Annotated in this window: 15 protein-coding genes; 13 read left to right on the forward strand and 2 right to left on the reverse strand. The window is 38.5% G+C overall.

Annotated elements, in window-relative coordinates; genetic code table 11:
* Position 1: 1 nt before the first annotated feature.
* The 6 genes from pyrC to N9R04_RS03435 all read left to right on the forward strand — a co-directional run bounded on the left by pyrC (position 2) and on the right by N9R04_RS03435 (position 7,757).
* Positions 2–1,276 carry a dihydroorotase gene (pyrC, locus tag N9R04_RS03410; RefSeq protein ID WP_262855102.1) on the forward strand — a complete coding sequence of 425 codons (1,275 nt, stop codon included), beginning with the start codon at positions 2–4 and terminating at the stop codon, positions 1,274–1,276.
* The gene (locus tag N9R04_RS03415; RefSeq protein ID WP_262855103.1) at positions 1,276–2,376 is read left to right on the forward strand and encodes a carbamoyl phosphate synthase small subunit; all 1,101 of its coding nucleotides are present in this window, start codon (positions 1,276–1,278) and stop codon (positions 2,374–2,376) included. Before pyrC ends, N9R04_RS03415 begins: the two co-directional genes overlap by 1 nt.
* Complete coding sequence (carB, locus tag N9R04_RS03420; protein WP_262855106.1) at positions 2,369–5,542, forward strand: carbamoyl-phosphate synthase large subunit; 3,174 nt, start codon at positions 2,369–2,371, stop codon at positions 5,540–5,542. The genes N9R04_RS03415 and carB overlap by 8 nt, the downstream gene beginning before the upstream one ends.
* A gap of 112 nt (positions 5,543–5,654) precedes the next feature.
* Positions 5,655–6,350, forward strand: coding sequence for an orotidine-5'-phosphate decarboxylase (pyrF, locus tag N9R04_RS03425; RefSeq protein ID WP_262855107.1), 696 nt, complete (start codon positions 5,655–5,657; stop codon positions 6,348–6,350).
* Positions 6,350–6,958, forward strand: a complete 609-nt coding sequence (gene pyrE / locus N9R04_RS03430; protein ID WP_262855109.1) for an orotate phosphoribosyltransferase — start codon at positions 6,350–6,352, stop codon at positions 6,956–6,958. Before pyrF ends, pyrE begins: the two co-directional genes overlap by 1 nt.
* Before the next feature lie 394 nt (positions 6,959–7,352).
* Complete coding sequence (locus N9R04_RS03435) at positions 7,353–7,757, forward strand: VOC family protein (RefSeq protein ID WP_262855110.1); 405 nt, start codon at positions 7,353–7,355, stop codon at positions 7,755–7,757.
* A gap of 172 nt (positions 7,758–7,929) precedes the next feature.
* Here the strand turns inward: N9R04_RS03435 and N9R04_RS03440 are convergent, their stop codons facing one another.
* On the reverse strand, positions 7,930–9,639 hold the full coding sequence (locus tag N9R04_RS03440; RefSeq protein ID WP_262855111.1) for an Rqc2 family fibronectin-binding protein: 1,710 nt from the start codon (positions 9,637–9,639) through the stop codon (positions 7,930–7,932).
* Positions 9,640–9,795: 156 nt separating this feature from the next.
* Between N9R04_RS03440 and gmk the strand changes: the two genes are divergently transcribed.
* Together gmk and rpoZ are read left to right on the forward strand one after the other, a co-directional pair.
* Positions 9,796–10,419, forward strand: a complete 624-nt coding sequence (gene gmk, locus N9R04_RS03445; protein ID WP_262855113.1) for a guanylate kinase — start codon at positions 9,796–9,798, stop codon at positions 10,417–10,419.
* On the forward strand, positions 10,419–10,628 hold the full coding sequence (gene rpoZ, locus N9R04_RS03450; protein WP_262855114.1) for a DNA-directed RNA polymerase subunit omega: 210 nt from the start codon (positions 10,419–10,421) through the stop codon (positions 10,626–10,628). The genes gmk and rpoZ overlap by 1 nt, the downstream gene beginning before the upstream one ends.
* A 384-nt stretch (positions 10,629–11,012) precedes the next feature.
* Here the strand turns inward: rpoZ and N9R04_RS03455 are convergent, their stop codons facing one another.
* Positions 11,013–11,141 (reverse strand): hypothetical protein, encoded by a 129-nt coding sequence (locus tag N9R04_RS03455; protein WP_262855115.1) that lies wholly within the window; start codon positions 11,139–11,141, stop codon positions 11,013–11,015.
* Positions 11,142–11,831: 690 nt separating this feature from the next.
* Between N9R04_RS03455 and coaBC the strand changes: the two genes are divergently transcribed.
* The 5 genes from coaBC to rsmB all read left to right on the forward strand — a co-directional run bounded on the left by coaBC (position 11,832) and on the right by rsmB (position 18,532).
* On the forward strand, positions 11,832–13,040 hold the full coding sequence (gene coaBC, locus N9R04_RS03460; protein ID WP_262855116.1) for a bifunctional phosphopantothenoylcysteine decarboxylase/phosphopantothenate--cysteine ligase CoaBC: 1,209 nt from the start codon (positions 11,832–11,834) through the stop codon (positions 13,038–13,040).
* Positions 13,041–15,449 (forward strand): primosomal protein N', encoded by a 2,409-nt coding sequence (gene priA / locus N9R04_RS03465; RefSeq protein ID WP_262855117.1) that lies wholly within the window; start codon positions 13,041–13,043, stop codon positions 15,447–15,449. It abuts the gene before it with no gap.
* Positions 15,450–15,808: 359 nt separating this feature from the next.
* The gene (locus N9R04_RS03470) at positions 15,809–16,297 is read left to right on the forward strand and encodes a peptide deformylase (RefSeq protein WP_262855118.1); all 489 of its coding nucleotides are present in this window, start codon (positions 15,809–15,811) and stop codon (positions 16,295–16,297) included.
* Positions 16,290–17,222, forward strand: coding sequence for a methionyl-tRNA formyltransferase (gene fmt, locus N9R04_RS03475; RefSeq protein ID WP_262855120.1), 933 nt, complete (start codon positions 16,290–16,292; stop codon positions 17,220–17,222). Before N9R04_RS03470 ends, fmt begins: the two co-directional genes overlap by 8 nt.
* Positions 17,219–18,532, forward strand: a complete 1,314-nt coding sequence (gene rsmB / locus N9R04_RS03480) for a 16S rRNA (cytosine(967)-C(5))-methyltransferase RsmB (RefSeq protein WP_262855121.1) — start codon at positions 17,219–17,221, stop codon at positions 18,530–18,532. The genes fmt and rsmB overlap by 4 nt, the downstream gene beginning before the upstream one ends.

Genomic DNA, 18,532 nt, shown 5'->3' on the forward strand with positions numbered 1-18,532 from the left:
TATGAAATTAATTAAAAATGCTCAAATACTAAAGGAAGGCCAATTACAACAGGTCGATATTTTAATTGATAATGACAGAATCAAGTCTATAGACACTGAAATTAATAATACTACGGGTGCTGAAGTTATAGATGCTGGGAATCAGCTCGTAGTACCAGGATTGGTGGATGTACACGTTCATTTACGTGAGCCTGGTGGTGAGCACAAAGAAACAATCGAAACAGGTACTAAAGCAGCGGCTCGAGGCGGTTTCACAACTGTTTGCCCAATGCCTAATACTAAGCCAGTTCCAGATTCTGTTGAGAATTTAGAACATGTTAAACAAATCATTAAAGACACTGCTAATGTGAGAGTGTTACCTTACGCAGCAATTACGGTACGACAAGCAGGTAAAGAACATGTTGACTTCAAAGGTCTATCTCAACATGGGGCATTTGCTTTTACTGATGACGGTGTAGGTGTTCAAGAAGCGAGCATGATGTATGAAGCGATGAAAGAAGCAGCACAACAAGGAAAGGCTGTCGTTGCACACTGTGAGGATAACAGCTTGATATATGGTGGTGCTATGCATGATGGAACACGTAGCAAAGAGTTAGGTATTCCAGGTATTCCTAATATTTGTGAAGCAGTTCAAATTGCGCGAGACGTCTTGCTTGCTGAAGCTGCTGGAGCACATTATCACGTCTGTCACGTATCTACTAAAGAAAGCGTTAGAGCGATTAGAGATGCTAAGAAGGCTGGCATTAAAGTGACAGCTGAGGTCACTCCTCATCACTTATTGCTTACTGAGGACGATGTGCCTGGAGACAATGCTATTTACAAGATGAATCCACCGCTTAGAAGTAAGGAAGATCGCAAGGCTTTAATTGAAGGTTTATTAGATGGGACTATCGATTGTATCGCAACTGATCACGCCCCTCATGCTGCTGAAGAGAAGGACCAACCTATGACACGTGCGCCTTTTGGTATTGTGGGTAGCGAAACAGCGTTCCCATTACTTTACACTCATTTTGTTAAAAATGGAGATTGGTCTTTACAACAACTCGTTGATTATTTAACGATCAAACCATCTGAAATATTTAATTTGCCTTATGGAAAGTTAGAAGAGGGCAGTTTAGCTGATTTAACAATTATTAACCTAGATAAAGAACGTGAAATTCAAGCAGAAGATTTCCATTCTAAAGCAAGTAATACACCATTTTTAGGAGCAAAAGTATATGGCAATCCTGTATTAACGATGGTAGAAGGTACAGTTAAATTTAAGGAGGAACTTTAATGATTGAGAGACGTTATCTGGTCTTAGAAGATGGGACATATTATGAAGGTTACCCTTTAGGCTCTAAAGAGTTAAAAATAGGAGAAATTGTATTTAATACAGCGATGACGGGCTATCAAGAAACAATCTCTGATCCATCCTATACTGGTCAAATTATTACTTTCACTTATCCTTTAATCGGTAACTACGGAATTAACCGTGATGATTTCGAATCGCTCGTTCCAACACTTAACGGCGTAGTTGTTAAAGAAGCCAGCCAACACCCGAGTAATTTCCGCTCTCAACGGACGTTTCACGACGTGCTTGAAGCGTATAATATACCGGGCATTTCCGGCGTAGATACGCGTAGTATCACTCGTAAGATTAGAAAGTACGGAGTTCTCAAAGCTGGTTTCACAGATAATAAAGACCAAATTGAGACAGTCATTGATCAGTTGAAGTCAACGGAGTTACCACGTACTGAAGTTCAAACAGTTTCTACAAAGTCGCCCTATGTCTCAACTGGTTTCGACAAGAGTGTAGTACTCGTTGACTTCGGTAAAAAACAAAATATTGTACGAGAACTTAATGCACGTGGTTGTAACGTGACAGTCGTACCTTATGATACGTCAGCTGAAGAAATTATACAGATGTCTCCAGATGGTGTCATGTTATCAAATGGACCTGGTGACCCTGAAGAAGTCGAGGTAGCCATCGACATGATAAAAGGTATATTAGGACGAATCCCTTTCTTTGGTATTTGCTTAGGTCATCAATTATTTGCACTTTCACAAGGTGCTACTTCCTTCAAGATGAAATTTGGACATCGTGGCGCTAATCACCCTGTAAAAGATTTAAAAACGGGTAGAATTGCATTGACAAGTCAGAATCACGGTTACTCAATTGATAAGGCTTCGCTAGACCATACAGATTTAGAAGTAACGCATATCGCAATTAATGACGATACAGTAGAAGGGTTAAGACATAAAAAGCATCCAGCCTTTTCAGTACAATATCATCCTGAGGCTTCACCAGGCCCTACAGATTCTAATTATTTATTTGATGAGTTTATAGCAATGATGAATGAATTTAAAGAAAAGGAGCGTCATATCAATGCCTAAACGTAAAGATATAGAAACGATTCTCGTAGTAGGTTCAGGCCCTATTATTATTGGTCAAGCAGCAGAGTTTGATTACGCAGGCACTCAAGCATGTCTAGCATTAAAAGAAGAAGGCTATCGTGTCATCTTAGTTAACTCAAATCCTGCAACGATCATGACGGATAAGGAAATTGCTGACGAGGTCTACATCGAACCATTAACCCATGACTTTATTGCGCGTATAATTCGTAAAGAGCAACCGGATGCGCTTTTACCTACTTTGGGTGGTCAAACAGGCTTGAATATGGCTATTCAATTACATGATAGCGGCGTCTTAGAGGCGAATGGTGTTAAACTACTAGGTACTAAACTTGAATCTATACAGCAAGCTGAGGATAGAGAACAATTTAGAACTTTAATGAATGAACTAGAGGTTCCTGTTCCAGAAAGTGATATTGTCAACACGGTAGAGCAAGCCTTTCAATTCAAAGAGCAAGTAGGTTACCCTTTAATAGTGCGCCCTGCCTTTACAATGGGGGGAACAGGTGGCGGTATTTGCTACAATGACGATGACTTGAAAGAAGTCGTCTCAAACGGTTTGCACTACAGCCCTGCCACACAATGTTTAATAGAGAAATCAATAGCGGGATACAAAGAAATTGAATACGAAGTGATGCGTGACAAGAACGACAACGCGATCGTCGTATGTAATATGGAAAATATTGATCCGGTAGGAATTCATACAGGGGATTCAGTAGTTGTTGCCCCGAGTCAAACGCTGTCAGATGTGGAATATCAAATGTTACGTGATGTTTCTTTAAAAGTCATCCGTGCCTTAGGAATAGAAGGGGGCTGCAACGTACAATTAGCTTTAGATCCCGATTCAATGAGTTACTATATCATTGAAGTGAATCCACGGGTATCACGTTCATCTGCGTTAGCCTCTAAAGCTACAGGATATCCTATCGCGAAATTAGCAGCAAAGATCGCAGTCGGTTTAACGCTTGATGAGATGTTAAACCCTATTACAGGCACGTCCTACGCTGCATTTGAGCCTGCACTAGATTATGTTATTTCTAAAATTCCACGTTTCCCATTTGATAAATTTGAAAAAGGGGAACGTGTATTAGGCACTCAAATGAAGGCCACAGGTGAAGTTATGGCTATCGGACGCACTTATGAGGAATCATTACTTAAAGCTATTCGTTCTTTAGAATACGGCGTGCATCACCTCGGATTACCTAACGGTGAAAGCTTTAGCTTAGAGTATATTAAACAACGTATTCAAGAACAGGACGACGAGAGATTATTCTTTATAGGTGAAGCGATACGTCGTGGTACAACCTTAGAAGAAATTCATGAAATGACGAAAATCGATTATTTCTTCTTAAATAAATTCCAACAGATTATCGATATAGAGCATGACTTAAAAGCTCATAAAGGTGATATTGATTACTTACAATTCGCAAAAAATTATGGTTTCAGCGATCGTGTCATCGCTCATCGTTTCGACATGACAGAAGAGGAAGTATATCAATTACGTAAAGACCACGGTATTAAACCAGTATATAAAATGGTGGATACTTGTGCAGCTGAATTTGAATCTACAACTCCGTATTATTATGGCACTTATGAGCAAGAGAACGAATCTGTAGTTACAGAAAAAGAGAAGATTCTTGTATTAGGTTCTGGTCCTATTCGTATAGGTCAAGGTGTAGAATTTGATTACGCTACGGTTCATGCTGTTTGGGCTATTCAAAATGCCGGTTATGAAGCAATTATTGTCAATAATAATCCAGAAACAGTATCCACAGACTTTTCAATTTCAGACAAACTTTACTTTGAACCGTTAACTGAAGAAGATGTCATGAGCATCATCGACTTAGAGCAGCCTAAGGGTGTTGTCGTACAGTTTGGTGGACAAACAGCGATTAACTTAGCTGACAAGTTAGCTAAGCATGGTGTAAATATACTTGGTACTACTTTGGAAGATTTAAACCGTGCAGAAGATCGCAAGGAATTCGAAGCGTTGTTACACACAATCGATGTACCACAACCTAAAGGTAAGACAGCTACTTCTCCAGATGGCGCGCTTCAAAATGCGAGAGAGATTGGTTATCCAGTAGTTGTTCGCCCATCGTACGTGCTAGGTGGCCGAGCAATGGAAATTGTCAACAGTGATGATGAATTAAAAAACTATATGAATCAAGCTGTGAAAGCTAGCCCTGATCACCCTGTGCTCATCGATAGATATTTAACAGGTAAAGAAATAGAAGTAGATGCTATCTCAGATGGAGAAACAGTTGTTATTCCTGGTATCATGGAACATATCGAACGAGCAGGTGTACACTCAGGAGATTCTATAGCAGTATATCCGCCGCAAACACTATCTCAAGAAGAGATTGATACGTTAGAAGACTATACTATTCGATTAGCTAAAGGTTTAAATATTGTTGGACTGATTAACATTCAATTTGTTATCGCTCATGACGGAGTGTACGTTCTAGAGGTAAATCCTCGCTCAAGTCGTACAGTTCCTTTCCTAAGTAAAATAACGCATATTCAAATGGCTCAAATTGCTATGCAAGGTATCATGGGTGACAGTTTAAAACAACTTGGTTACACACAAGGAATTCAACCATATAGCGAAGGTGTCTTTATAAAAGCCCCAGTCTTTAGTTTCAATAAGTTAAAAAATGTGGACATCACACTAGGACCAGAAATGAAATCAACGGGTGAAGTAATGGGTAAAGACCTAACTATGGATAAAGCGCTGTTTAAAGCCCTCACAGCTAGTGGTGTAGAAGTGAAAGATCATGGTACTGTGCTCATGACGGTAAGTGATAAAGATAAAGATGAGATTGTCGATATCGCACAGCGATTAAATGAAGTGGGCTATAAGATTATAGCGACAAAAGGAACAGCTGCGAAATTAAGTGACCATCATATCCCAGTTCAAGTTATTGGTAAAATCGGTCGTGAAAATGACATTCTCACACAAATTCAAAATAATAAAGTACAAATCGTAATTAATACCATGACGAAAGGTAAAGAAGTAGAAAGAGATGGCTTCCAAATTCGTCGTGCTTCAGTAGAAAATGGTGTACCTTGTCTTACATCTTTAGATACTGCAGATGCTTTAACTTCAGTCATCGAAAGTATGACATTCTCAATGAGAACGATGTAACGAGGTCCCATAACTTCATTATGATTAATTAGCTTTAGAAGGTAGAGAACTCAAGTGTTGCGAGTTCTCTATCATACCTAGAGCACTATATGCAATCGAGGTGAAACTAACGGTGAATTCATTACCTATCATTGCTTTAGACTTTAATTCTAAAGAGAAGGTACTTCAATTTTTAGACCTATTTGATGAATCGCTTTACGTGAAAGTAGGTATGGAATTATTTTATCAAACTGGGCCTGAACTCATTCAGTTAATTAAAGAAAGAGGGCATCAAATCTTTCTAGATTTAAAACTGCACGATATACCTAATACCGTAGGAAAAGCAATGGAAGGATTAGCACAGCTTGATGTAGATATGGTTAACGTGCATGCAGCAGGTGGTACAGAGATGATGAGAAAAGCGCTTGAAGGTTTGCGTAAACATAATCCTCAAACTCAACTCATTGCTGTTACGCAATTAACTTCGACTACAGAGGAAATGTTACATCAAGAACAAAAAATCCATTCCTCCATGGAAGAAGCAGTACTCAATTATGCCAAATTAGCTAAAGAAGCCCATCTTGATGGCGTAGTTTGTTCTCCCCTGGAAGCCCGCTTGTTAACTGAACATTTAGGTGAGCAGTTCCTTAAAGTAACGCCAGGCATCAGACCTAAAGATGCTCAAACGAACGATCAAAAAAGAGTTACGACGCCACAAGAAGCGAAGATCAATGGTTCGACTCATATTGTAGTAGGTCGACCTATTACTCAGAGTCAAGATCCTGTAGCACAGTATCAGAAAATTAAAGAAAGTTGGTGTAATGCATAATGGCTAAAGAAATTGCGCAATCATTATTAGATATCGAAGCGGTATCATTGTCACCGAAAGATCGCTATACTTGGAGTTCAGGTATAAAATCACCGATATATTGTGATAATCGAGTTACGCTCGGTTACCCTAACGTTAGACGTCAAATTCGTGATGGTCTAGCTGAGCTCACTAGAGAACACTTTGAAGAAGTAGAAATAGTTTCCGGTACTGCAACAGCAGGTATTCCCCATGCTGCCTATTTATCGGAAGCATTAGATTTACCAATGAACTATGTTCGCTCTAAAAGTAAGAGTCATGGTAAACAAAATCAAATAGAGGGTGCTAAGAGCGAAGGTAAAAAAGTGGTTGTGATTGAAGATTTAATTTCAACTGGAGGTTCTTCGATTACAGCGGTGGAAGCATTGAAAGAAAGCGGAGCCGAAGTATTAGGCGTGGTAGCTATATTTACTTACGGTTTGAAGAAAGCTACTGAAGCTTTTGAACAAGCTGGTCTACAATTTTATACTTTGAGTAACTATAACGAACTCATAGAGGTTGCTGAAGAACAAGGCCAAATTTCTAAAGAAGATATAGAGGCTCTCGTTGAATGGCGAGATAATTTATAATCTTATATGATAATATAATAAAGTTATATTTTAAATTCCCAAGCTTAGCTACTGAAGGCGCTTGGGAATTTGTTACTTAATGATATCTCCTGTTTAATAGCAATGACAAGGGTGCGTCGAAAAAACAGATAGGCACGTAATTAGCTTGATTATCGCAATTAACGAATAAACAATTTAATAAGAAGCCAGCCTATAAAGATTGCACAGAAAAAAACGAGTAAAGGAATTAATAGGTGTGACATATTATACCTCCGTAGTTTATATTGATTCTATTTTATCAAAGCGAAAGCTAAACGCAAAGTTGAACGTTTAGCAGTGTTACTCAATCTTAGTTTAGAGAGAGTATGTTACAATTATTTGAGAATTAACTAGAACAGTGTGAAGGAGTGATCCAATGAGTATACCTAAAGTTACAACATTTCTAATGTTTAACGGTCAAGCTGAAGAGGCAATTCATACTTATGTCGATGCCTTTGAAGATGCTGAAATACTTGCTTTGGTGCGATATGGTGAAGATGATGATGCCCCGACAGATTACTTGCAACACGCTATCTTCAGATTAAAAGATCAAGTATTTATGGCTATTGATAATGTGAACGGAATGGATATTGAAATGAATCCAGCAATGTCATTATATGTAACGGTAGATAACGCTATGGAAATGGAGCGGTTGTTTAGTAAGTTGAAAGATAAAGGTGCGATATTGATGCCGAAGACTGAGATGCCGCCATTTAGAGAATTCTCTTGGCTTCAGGACCGCTTTGGTGTCAATTGGCAACTTGCCTTGCCAGAGAAATGAACTTGGTTAGAATCTGAAGTTAAAGTCATACTAGATTTAAATTCTAGAAAAAATAGGGAGCGGGACAGAAATCTTTTTATTCAAATTAGATTTCTGTCCCGCTCCCTAATAAGAGACATATTCTTAAGTATTCCTAGGAAAAAACCTTAAGTTTCGTCGTTTATTGTTGTATCTAAGCGTTAGATTGGGTCTGAAACATCTTCTTGATATGGTCGTAATCTGGAGTTGCATATAACGTCCGTTGGCTATCATAGGTTACAAAGCCTGGTTTCGCACCAGAAGGTTTGTGTACGTGTTTAATTCGAGTATAATCAACTGGTATTTGACTAGAGTTACCCGCTTTAGAGAAATACCCAGCTAACATAGCCGCTTCTTTAATTGTCTCCTCACTAGGTGAGTCGTTTAAGATAACAACGTGTGAGCCAGGAATATCTTTAGTGTGAAACCATAAGTGATTTTTTGCTGCCTTTTTATTCGTTAAATAATCGTTCTGTTTATTATTTTTACCTACTAGAATAGTATCCCCATCTGTAGATGTATAAGTTTGTAATTGAATTTGAGCTTTTTTCTTTTTCTTGGATGGTTTACGTTGTTTTAAATAGCCTTGCTCTCTTAGCTCTTCACGAATCTCTTCAATATCATCCACTGTAATGTGTGAGAGTTGTTGTTCAATGTTCTCGAAATAGAAAATGTTAGCTTTAGTTAATTGAATTTGGTGTGTTAGTTCATGTTCGCGGCGCTTGAGTCGATTATACTGTTTGTAATAATACTGAGCATTTTCAGATGGAGATAGGGTAGGGTCAAGTGGTATCTTAACCTCTTCACCTGAGTAATAATTAAGTGTGATAATTGAGTCGTCACCTTGATGGATGCGGTAAATGTTCGCTGTGATAAGTTCACCATATAGTTGCTGAGTTTCTTTGTCTTTTGCGCTTTCAGACTCATCGATCAATTTACTGAGTTTATGTTGGTTTTTCTGCAATTGTTGTTGCACAAACTTCACTAAATCATTGGCACGCTGTTTGACGCGTTCTCGCTCACCACGCGCTTCATAATAACGATCAAGTAGTTGATGAAGAGAATCATAGACGATGATGTCATCGTGAAATTGCTCTAGTTTCATAAAGTAAAAATCTTCTTTACCAGTTTGGTGGTTTTTATGAAAGACCGGGGTATTGTTTGCCATAGTATCAGTTATAAATTCTTCAAAAGCTTGGGGAAGGGTTTTCGTAGTCATAAATTGACGTCTAAGTGTAATTTCATTTGTTGCTAATGGACTGAAGCCTTCAAATGTGTTAAGTAATTGGCGAGCGATGTTACCGCTATTGAAATCAATATATTGGTTAACTTCCTCAGCTTCTACTTCATATGGGTTAATTTTATCCTGTGCTGGAGGTGTCTCATATTTAAATCCAGGCATAACCGTTCTGTACTGATTTGTGTTTGGAGTTAAATGTTTAAATCCTTCTATGATGTTCCGTTCAGAGTCCACAAGAATAAGGTTGCTATGTTTACCCATGATTTCGAGGATGACGGTGCGGTGAATAGTATCTCCAATTTCATTTCTACTCTCTATTTCAATTTCAACACGTCGATCGTTACCGATTTGATTGATCTCTTTAACAAAGCCTCCCTCAAGATGTTTCCGAAAGACTCTAGCAAACATAGGCGGGTCGAAAGGATTGTCGTACTTTTTCTCGGTGATGTGCATTCTTGAAAAGCTAGGATGGATAGATAATAGTAACTGATGGTTCTTACGCTGTTGACGTATGATCATGATGATCGTGTCATTCTCAGGTTGGTTTATTTTATGGATTCTCCCATTAATTAAAAATTGTAATTCTTCTACCATTTTTTTAGTAAAAAGTCCATCGTATGCCATTTAAATCAACCACTTTCTATAAATTCAGTTCTCTTATTGTAACATGAGTGGTAGGATTGGTCATTGTGCTTGATTTACGATTGAAGCTATACAACTAAATGGTCGGTATGGTATCATATTGTAATAATAGAAGAATAGATAGAAAGGTCGTCTATCATGGATAATGAGAAAGGTTTGCTAATTGTTCTTTCTGGACCCTCAGGTGTAGGTAAAGGGACAGTGAGGAAGAAGATATTTGAAGATCCTTCTACATCATATAAATACTCTATTTCGATGACTACACGTCAAATGCGTGAAGGTGAGCTTGATGGGGTGGATTATTTCTTTAAATCACGTAAGGAATTTGAGGAATTAATTAAACAAGACCAATTTATTGAGTATGCTGAATATGTCGGTAATTATTACGGAACACCTACGCAATACGTCAAGGACACGATGGAAGAGGGTTACGACGTGTTCTTAGAAATTGAAGTAGAAGGCGCTAAGCAGGTGCGCAAGAAATTTCCTGATGCTTTATTCATCTTTTTAGCGCCGCCTAGCTTGGAACATTTGCGCGAAAGATTGGTTGGACGCGGGACAGAAAGCGATGAAAAGATTCAAAGTCGAGTGAATGAAGCGCGCAACGAGGTAGAGATGATGAATTTATACGACTACGTCGTGGTCAATGACGAAGTTGAATTAGCTAAGCAACGTATTCAGTCAATTGTTGATGCAGAACACTTAAAGCGTGAACGAATTGAAGCTAAATATAGAAAAATGATATTGGAGGCAAAAAAGTAATGTTATATCCAGCTTTAAACGATTTAACTAACCAAGTTCGTTCTAAATATCTAATTGCAACTACCGCAGCTAAACGTGCGAGAGAGTTAGAAGATAAACCTGAGAACACTTTATTAGATAACTATAAGTCTGTTAAGACAGTGGGCAAAGCTTTAGAAGAAATTGCCGGTGGAAATGTTTATCCTGATGGAGTAGGCGACCACAAATAATTTGTGTTATGTAATGGCAAGAGTTTAACATCAAATCGTTAGAGAGCTCTTATGAGAGGATTTAGCTTTTGCCGCAGTAGGTCATTAACATTTTAGAAGATGACAGCTTAAAGATTTACCAATGTTGATTCTTATCATGTCAGGCAGCGTTTTTAGCCATGTTAGCCTGTGAACGTCTACCAACTAGCAGGTTGCGATATAAGTTTCTGTGCTCATGGAGCGGGACAGAAATCTAATTTGACTAAAAAGATTTCGTAGTCCCGCCCCGGCAAGGATGACTAGAATTGAAAAAAGCTTGATACAAGCGCATTTTCAAATCAGTCATCTACTGCCAAGACGCTGAAAAAGGCTGAGACATTACATTATGTCCCAGCCTCTTTCTCTCTAGTCAAAGACCTTTATGTTCCAGCCTCCGGCTTCGCTTTTATAAGGCCACCCCAACTCGCTGTGCTTGTTGGGAGCGGGACAGAAATCTAATTTGAACAAAAAGATTTCGTAGTCCCGCCCCGGCAAGGATGACTAGAATTGAAAAAAGCTTGATACAAGCGCATTTTCAAATCAGTCATCTACTGCCAAGATGCTGAAAGAAGTTGATACATTACATTAAGTCCCAGTTTCTCTTTGTTGGGGCCCCACCCCAACTCGCTGTGCTTGTAGAAACTGGTTTACCAGTTTCTTTTTGTTGGGGCCCCCTCCTCAAATCCTAAACGCTTATGTCCCGACCTATGGAATGTCGTAGATGTTCAGTGGTACAATATGAGCCTTTTAAGACGATTTACTATTGGTATCTCTCAGCCCCAAACTAAGCGCTGATCTTTTAGCAGTAGTAAATCCAGCAAGATGAGACATGATATGAGTTAGACATTATGTTACGTATCATTTTATTTGTAAGATCCATTCCTGCTACTATTGCAGAGCTTTATATGTTCAGTCAGCAGCTGTATATATAAGAAATGATTTATTAAAAAATATCAATTTCAATCTGTTCGGTCATGAATGTAGGAGTATAAGACGGTAAGTTAAACTGAAATTCGTGATTAATCCGCAAATATTAAGATGATTTGAATAAGGAAGTGAGCTTAGGAATTCTAATGTGTATTACATATTGATTCCTCTCACTTCCTTTTTCTTTCAAATTAGATTTAATGTATAATGAAAAGTAAATTGACGACATTATAATAAGTATTACGGAGGATAAGTATAATGAAGAATGTACTGCTAGCTGTAACCGGGGGCATTGCGGCATATAAAGCGATTGATTTAACTAGCAAGCTCACACAAGCAGAGTATGATGTTAGAGTTATGTTAACTGACAACGCTCAAGAGTTTGTAACACCTTTGGCTTTCCAAGCAATCAGTCGCAACCCCGTGTACACTAACACTTTTTTAGAAGAAAATCCTAACGAGATTCAGCATGTAGCGTTAGGAGATTGGGCGGACGTCATTATTGTAGCTCCAGCGACTGCTAATACGATCGCTAAGTTAAGTGTGGGTATAGCAGATGACGTGGTAACTTCGACACTCCTAGCTACGACAACTCCTAAATTTATAGCTCCAGCCATGAATGTTCATATGTATGAGAATAATAGAACACAACGAAATATAGAAGTGCTTAAGGAAGATGGTTATCACTTTATTGAGCCTGGGGATGGTTTCCTAGCTTGTGGTTATGTAGCGAAAGGCCGTATGGAAGAACCTCTGCAGATACTTCAACGTATAAATTCTTACTTTAGTGAAGAGGCTAAAGAAGCATCTTACGAACAGAGCACTTTTAATGGAAAGAAGGCCTTAATTACTGCTGGTCCTACGATAGAAGAGCTAGACCCTGTCCGCTATTTATCTAATCGTTCTTCAGGTAAAATAGGTTATGCGTTGGCTGAAACACTTCAATCGCGTGGAGCCGAAGTTACTCTCGTATCAGGACCAACCGCTTTGCAACCGCCTAAGGACGTCAAGGTAATTCAAGTCGAAAGTGCTCATGAAATGTTTGAGGCAGTACAGAGTCAGTTTGAGCAATCCGATATCGTATTTAAAGCAGCTGCTGTTTCAGATTATACACCTGCTGAAATGCTGCCCCATAAATTAAAGAAACAAGAAGGCGAATTAAGTGTCACTTTTAAACGTACGCAGGATATCTTAAAGTACCTCGGCGAGCATAAGACACATCAATATTTAGTAGGGTTTGCTGCAGAAACGAGAGATATTGAACAGTATGCTTTAGATAAATTAAAGCGTAAGAATACTGATGTCATCATAGCTAATAATGTTGGTGATCGCACGATAGGGTTTAGCTCTGATAACAATGATTATACGATGTACTTTAAAGATGAAACGGTAGTGCCGCTGGGCAGAGAATCTAAAGTTAATTTAGCTAAGAAGATAATTGATGAATTAGAGAATAGGTGGGGTTAAATGATCGCGAAAGTTATTGTAGACGTACCATCTAAAAACGTAGATTATAACTTTGATTACCTCGTCCCTCGAAATTTAGAGCGTATGATTCAGGTGGGTATGCGCGTGGTCGTTCCGTTTGGTTCAAGAACCATTCAAGGATATGTAATGGAACTTACGGATCAAGCGAATAGTGATTTAGATATGTCTAAATTAAAAGAAGTAATAGAAGTTAGAGACATCAAGCCAGAACTTACGACTGAGCTTATTGAACTAAGCAAATGGTACGGTAAGTATCATGTGACTAAACGAATTTCAATGTTAGAAGTTATGTTGCCAGCTGCTTTAAAGGCTAAGTACACTAAAATATTTAAGTTAAACAGTAAAGAGAACGTCCCTCCAAAGCTAGTGAACCGTTTCGACAGCAAAGGTAACTATGAGTATAAAATGGCTCAAAAAAATAATGATTTGAATGACATTATTCCCTTCTTATCAAGCGGAGAAATTACTGAAGAAACATTATTATCGCAAAATGTAGGTAAAAAAACGCAACGTGCTGTAAAAGTTTCAGAACTGTATGATGTTGATACAGTTTTAACCGAATTAGAAGGTAAACCTAAGCAATATGATTTATATGCTTATTTAAGCGATGAACGTCATAGAGTAGTTACATTGAAAGAATTACAAGAAATGGATTTTTCCATTTCAAGTATTAATACCCTTACGCGGAATGGTTTGATTGAAAAATACGATGCGGTAGTAGAAAGAGATCCTTTTGATACACGGGTTTTTGAAAAGGAACGCAAGCGCGATTTAACTGAAGATCAGCAACAAGCTTATAATCAAATTGTGAAGAGTATTGATAACCGCGATTATAATACTTATTTATTACACGGTGTCACAGGTTCAGGTAAGACAGAGGTATATCTACAAACTATAGAACGCGTACTAGAAGTAGATCGACAAGCAATGATGCTCGTGCCTGAAATAGCTTTAACGCCTCAAATGGTTGTGCGCTTTAAGAGACGCTTTGGCGATGAAGTAGCTGTGCTTCATTCAGGATTATCTAAAGGGGAAAGGTATGATGAATGGCAAAAGATCCGTGATGGTCGAGCACGTGTGAGTGTAGGTGCACGCTCTAGTGTGTTTGCACCATTCAAAGATTTAGGGATTATTATTATCGACGAGGAGCATGAATCCTCTTATAAACAAGAGGATTATCCACGTTATCATGCGCGTGATGTAGCCGAATGGCGTAGTAGGTATCATCAATGTCCCCTCATCCTCGGTAGTGCGACGCCTTCCCTTGAGTCATACGCGAGGGCAAGTAAAGGTGTATATGAATTATTAAGCCTCCCAAATAGAGTTAATAATCAAGCGTTGCCCCATATTGATATAGTTGATATGCGTGAGGAATTAGGAACAGGTAATCGTTCTATGTTTTCAAATGAATTGCGTGAAGCTATTCAAACACGTCTTGAGAATAAAGAACAGATCGTGTTGTTCTTAAATAGAAGAGGCTATGCGTCCTTTATCTTATGCCGCGACTGTGGTCACGTACCTCAATGTCCTCATTGTGATATTTCTCTAACATATCACAAAGCGAATGACCAATTAAAGTGTCATTACTGTGGTTATCAAGAGAGACCACCCGTTCTTTGCCCAAATTGTGAAAGTGAACATATTAGACAAGTTGGTACTGGAACTCAACGCGTGGAAGAACTGTTGCAACGAGAATTTGAAGATGCCAACATCATTAGGATGGACGTAGATACCACTTCCCGTAAGGGTGCTCATGAAAAATTACTAAATGATTTTGGTAAAGGAAAAGGCGATATTTTATTAGGAACTCAAATGATAGCTAAGGGTCTCGATTTCCCGAACATCACTTTGGTCGGTGTGCTTAACGCTGATACGATGCTTAATCTTCCTGATTTCAGATCGAGTGAGAGGACCTATCAACTTTTAACACAAGTTGCAGGCCGAGCAGGTCGTCACGAGAAAGAAGGGCGAGTTATTATTCAGACTTACAACCCTGATCACTACGCCATTCAAGATGTTCAACAGAACGATTATGAAACTTTTTATCATAAAGAAATGAATTATCGTAAGATGGGAAAATACCCTCCGTACTATTTTCTCATTAACTTTACTATATCCCATGAAAATATGAAGAAAGTATTAGAAGCTTCAAAACATGTACATCAGGTTCTCCTCAACCATCTCTCGGACAAGGCGTTGGTATTGGGACCATCACCTGCGCCTTTAACTAGAATAAACAATGCCTTCCGTTTCCAAGTTCTTATAAAGTACAAAAGTGAACCAGATTTATACCGAGCGTTACAATATTTAGATGATTACTATCATGACTTGTATTTAAAGGACAAGTTATCGTTAAAAATTGATGTTAATCCGCAAATGATGATGTGATCTAGAAGATCGCCTTAATTTTAGAAAAAATGGGAGCGGGACAGAAATCTAATTTGACTAAAAAGATTTCTGTCCCGCTCCCCTAAATTGTTGCAATTCGACTTCAATATTAACACAGCTGAGGTTACGACATAAGTTTTCTGTACTCTCCGAAACCGATTAACACCGACTCAAAAGCAGGATTGTCGACGGGAACACTCACGACTCGTCAACATTGGTAACGATTTCACTCAGCGTTCGGTTCTGCTCAAGTCCTTAACGTTATGTCCCTAACTCTTAATGACATGAGAGAGAACCATCGCAATTTTTCACTAAATAAGTTATAATTACTTAATGATATTTTATAAGGAGAAGTATGTATGTCGGTCAAACACCTCATATCAGCAGGTCATCCTATTCTCAATGAGCCTGCACAACCTGTGACGGAGTTTAATCAAGAAGTGGAAGAATTATTACTCGATTTAGAGGATACGATGTATGACGTTGGTGCTTCTGCAATATGTGCGCAACAAATTGGTATATCTAAACAGGTCGCAATTATTGATATGGAACAAGATGGCCTGCTTCAACTGATCAATCCGTCTATTATTCGTACGTCCGAACAGGTATTAAACGAGTTAGAAGGCTCAATTAGCAAGCCAGATGTGTATGGTTATGTCCTACGCCCTCAAATGATTGTACTAAAAAGTAATGATAAACGAGGACGAGAAGTAGAGATGACCGCCTGCGATGATATCGCAAGAATGATCTTACATATGGTAGATCATTTCAATGGTATCTGGTTTACCGATTTAATTGAAAGAGAATTAACTGAAACAGAAATGGAGGCGTATTTTGAAGATGAGTAGAATCATATTTATGGGAACACCTGATTTTTCAACCCATGTTCTTGAAATGTTAATATCAGAACATGATGTTATCGCTGTAGTCACACAACCAGACCGACCAGTGGGACGCAAACGTAAGTTAACGCCCCCACCTGTTAAAAAAGTGGCTCAAGCAGCTGGTCTTCCCGTTTACCAACCGGAAAAACTGTCTAGTTCCGAAGATTTAGAAGAGCTCATAGGGTTAAATTCCGATTTGATAGTTACAGCAGCTTATGGTCAGATATTGCCACAGTCGCTATTGGACGCTCCTAAACTAGGGGCAATCAATGTACATGCATCCTTACTACCTAAATACCGTGGAGGCGCTCCTATTCACCAAGCGATCATTGATGGAGAGAAAGAAACAGGTATTAGTATTATGTATATGGTTAATAAATTAGATGCGGGAAATATTATCTCTCAAAAAGCGATAACTATCGAGGATAAAGATAACGTGGGAAGCTTACACGATAAATTGAGTTTTCTAGGGGCAGAATTATTGCAATCTACCTTGCCAGACATCATTAAAGGTATTAATGACAGCATACCTCAAGATGAGAATAAAGCTACCTTTGCCTCTAATATTTCTAGAGAAGATGAGCGCGTGAATTGGAATAGCGACGCTCGAACAATCTACAATCACATCCGAGGACTTTCGCCTTGGCCAGTGGCTTATACGACTTTAGATAGTGCAAATATGAAATTATTTGCTGCCGAAATAGTAGAAGGTGTAAATGGGCAACCTGGAGAAATCGTCGAGACCACTAAAAAAGCATTAATAGTAGGTACTGGTTCAGAAGATGCAATTGCTTTGACCGAAATTCAGCTGGCTGGTAAGAAACGTATGTCAGTCGCTAACTTTCTAAGTGGTGTACAAGTACAACTTGTAGGCAAGGTGCTTGTATGACCAAAGATGTGTCGGTAAGAAATTTAACTTTTAACACGTTAGAGCATGTTCTAAATAACAAGGCCTATAGCAACCTCGCTATCAATCAAGTATTGAATCAATATGATCTATCTGTGAGAGATAAAAGTTTGTTCACTGAACTTGTTTATGGCACACTAAAGCGCAAACTCACCCTTGAGTATCACCTGAAACCTTTCTTGAAAACTAAAGTGAAACGCTGGGTACGTATACTGTTATGGATGAGTATTTATCAACTTTATTACTTAGATAAGATACCTGCTCATGCAGTTATCAATGAGGCAGTTGAAATAGCAAAGAGACATGGAGGACATCATCAAAGTAAGATAGTTAATGGTATCTTAAGAACTATGACACGTACGGGCCTCTCGTCTCTCGAAGATATTAAAGATGACAACAAGCGTCTTTCGGTAACGTACAGTGTGCCGCTATGGATTGTGAAACATTGGGTTACACACCACGGCTTTGCAACGACTGAACGTATAGCGCAAGCGATGTTGGAAAACCCTGGGCAGACCGTGAGGGTGAATACAGCTAAAACAACTGTCGAACGTGTCTCAAAGCTATTGAATGAAAGAGGCTTTCAAGTAAAGCTTGATCAAGATATCCCAGAATGTCTACACGTAGTAGGCGGTTCTATCATTCAAGAACCAGTCTTTACCGATGGGTTGGTTTCAATTCAAGATAAAAGCTCTATGTTTGTAGCACGTTATCTTGATCTAGAAAATGATAACCGAGTGCTAGATACATGTAGTGCTCCTGGTGGAAAAGCTTGTCATATTGCGGAATTATTAAATCATACAGGTAAAGTGACTGCCACGGACATTCATGAGCATAAAATAAACTTGATTGAACACAATATAGCTAAATTAGGATTAGATAATATTGATGCCCTGCAACATGACGCTACTCAATCTTATCAAGGTACGTACGATAGAATTTTAGTTGACGCGCCGTGCAGTGGATTAGGTGTGCTGAGACATAAACCAGAGATAAAGTATGAACAATCACAAGTAAGAATAAATACTTTAGTAGATTTACAACTAGAGATTCTTAATAATGTTAAATCTCATTTAAAACCTGGTGGTAAATTAGTTTATTCTACATGTACGATAGAGCAATTGGAAAATGAGAATGTTATTTATACATTTCTGAAGCAAAATAAAGACTTTGAATTTGACCCTATTGAAGACCCGAGAACTCATCAGAAGGTTAAAACACTTCAAATACTACCCCAAGACTTTAATTCAGATGGATTTTTTATAACACGTATTAGAAGAAAGGATAGTTAA

It is taken from the genome of Staphylococcus marylandisciuri (assembly GCF_025519785.1).
GTDB classification, from domain to species: domain Bacteria; phylum Bacillota; class Bacilli; order Staphylococcales; family Staphylococcaceae; genus Staphylococcus; species Staphylococcus marylandisciuri.

Bases quoted from the DNA above. Each gene is read 5' to 3' on its own strand.
- pyrC (WP_262855102.1), top strand. From the start codon at position 2: ATGAAATTAATTAAAAATGCTCAAATACTAAAGGAAGGCCAATTACAA.
- N9R04_RS03415 (WP_262855103.1), top strand. From the start codon at position 1,276: ATGATTGAGAGACGTTATCTGGTCTTAGAAGATGGGACATATTATGAA.
- carB (WP_262855106.1), top strand. From the start codon at position 2,369: ATGCCTAAACGTAAAGATATAGAAACGATTCTCGTAGTAGGTTCAGGC.
- pyrE (WP_262855109.1), top strand. From the start codon at position 6,350: ATGGCTAAAGAAATTGCGCAATCATTATTAGATATCGAAGCGGTATCA.
- N9R04_RS03435 (WP_262855110.1), top strand. From the start codon at position 7,353: ATGAGTATACCTAAAGTTACAACATTTCTAATGTTTAACGGTCAAGCT.
- N9R04_RS03440 (WP_262855111.1), bottom strand. From the start codon at position 9,639: ATGGCATACGATGGACTTTTTACTAAAAAAATGGTAGAAGAATTACAA.
- gmk (WP_262855113.1), top strand. From the start codon at position 9,796: ATGGATAATGAGAAAGGTTTGCTAATTGTTCTTTCTGGACCCTCAGGT.
- rpoZ (WP_262855114.1), top strand. From the start codon at position 10,419: ATGTTATATCCAGCTTTAAACGATTTAACTAACCAAGTTCGTTCTAAA.
- coaBC (WP_262855116.1), top strand. From the start codon at position 11,832: ATGAAGAATGTACTGCTAGCTGTAACCGGGGGCATTGCGGCATATAAA.
- priA (WP_262855117.1), top strand. From the start codon at position 13,041: ATGATCGCGAAAGTTATTGTAGACGTACCATCTAAAAACGTAGATTAT.
- N9R04_RS03470 (WP_262855118.1), top strand. From the start codon at position 15,809: ATGTCGGTCAAACACCTCATATCAGCAGGTCATCCTATTCTCAATGAG.
- fmt (WP_262855120.1), top strand. From the start codon at position 16,290: ATGAGTAGAATCATATTTATGGGAACACCTGATTTTTCAACCCATGTT.
- rsmB (WP_262855121.1), top strand. From the start codon at position 17,219: ATGACCAAAGATGTGTCGGTAAGAAATTTAACTTTTAACACGTTAGAG.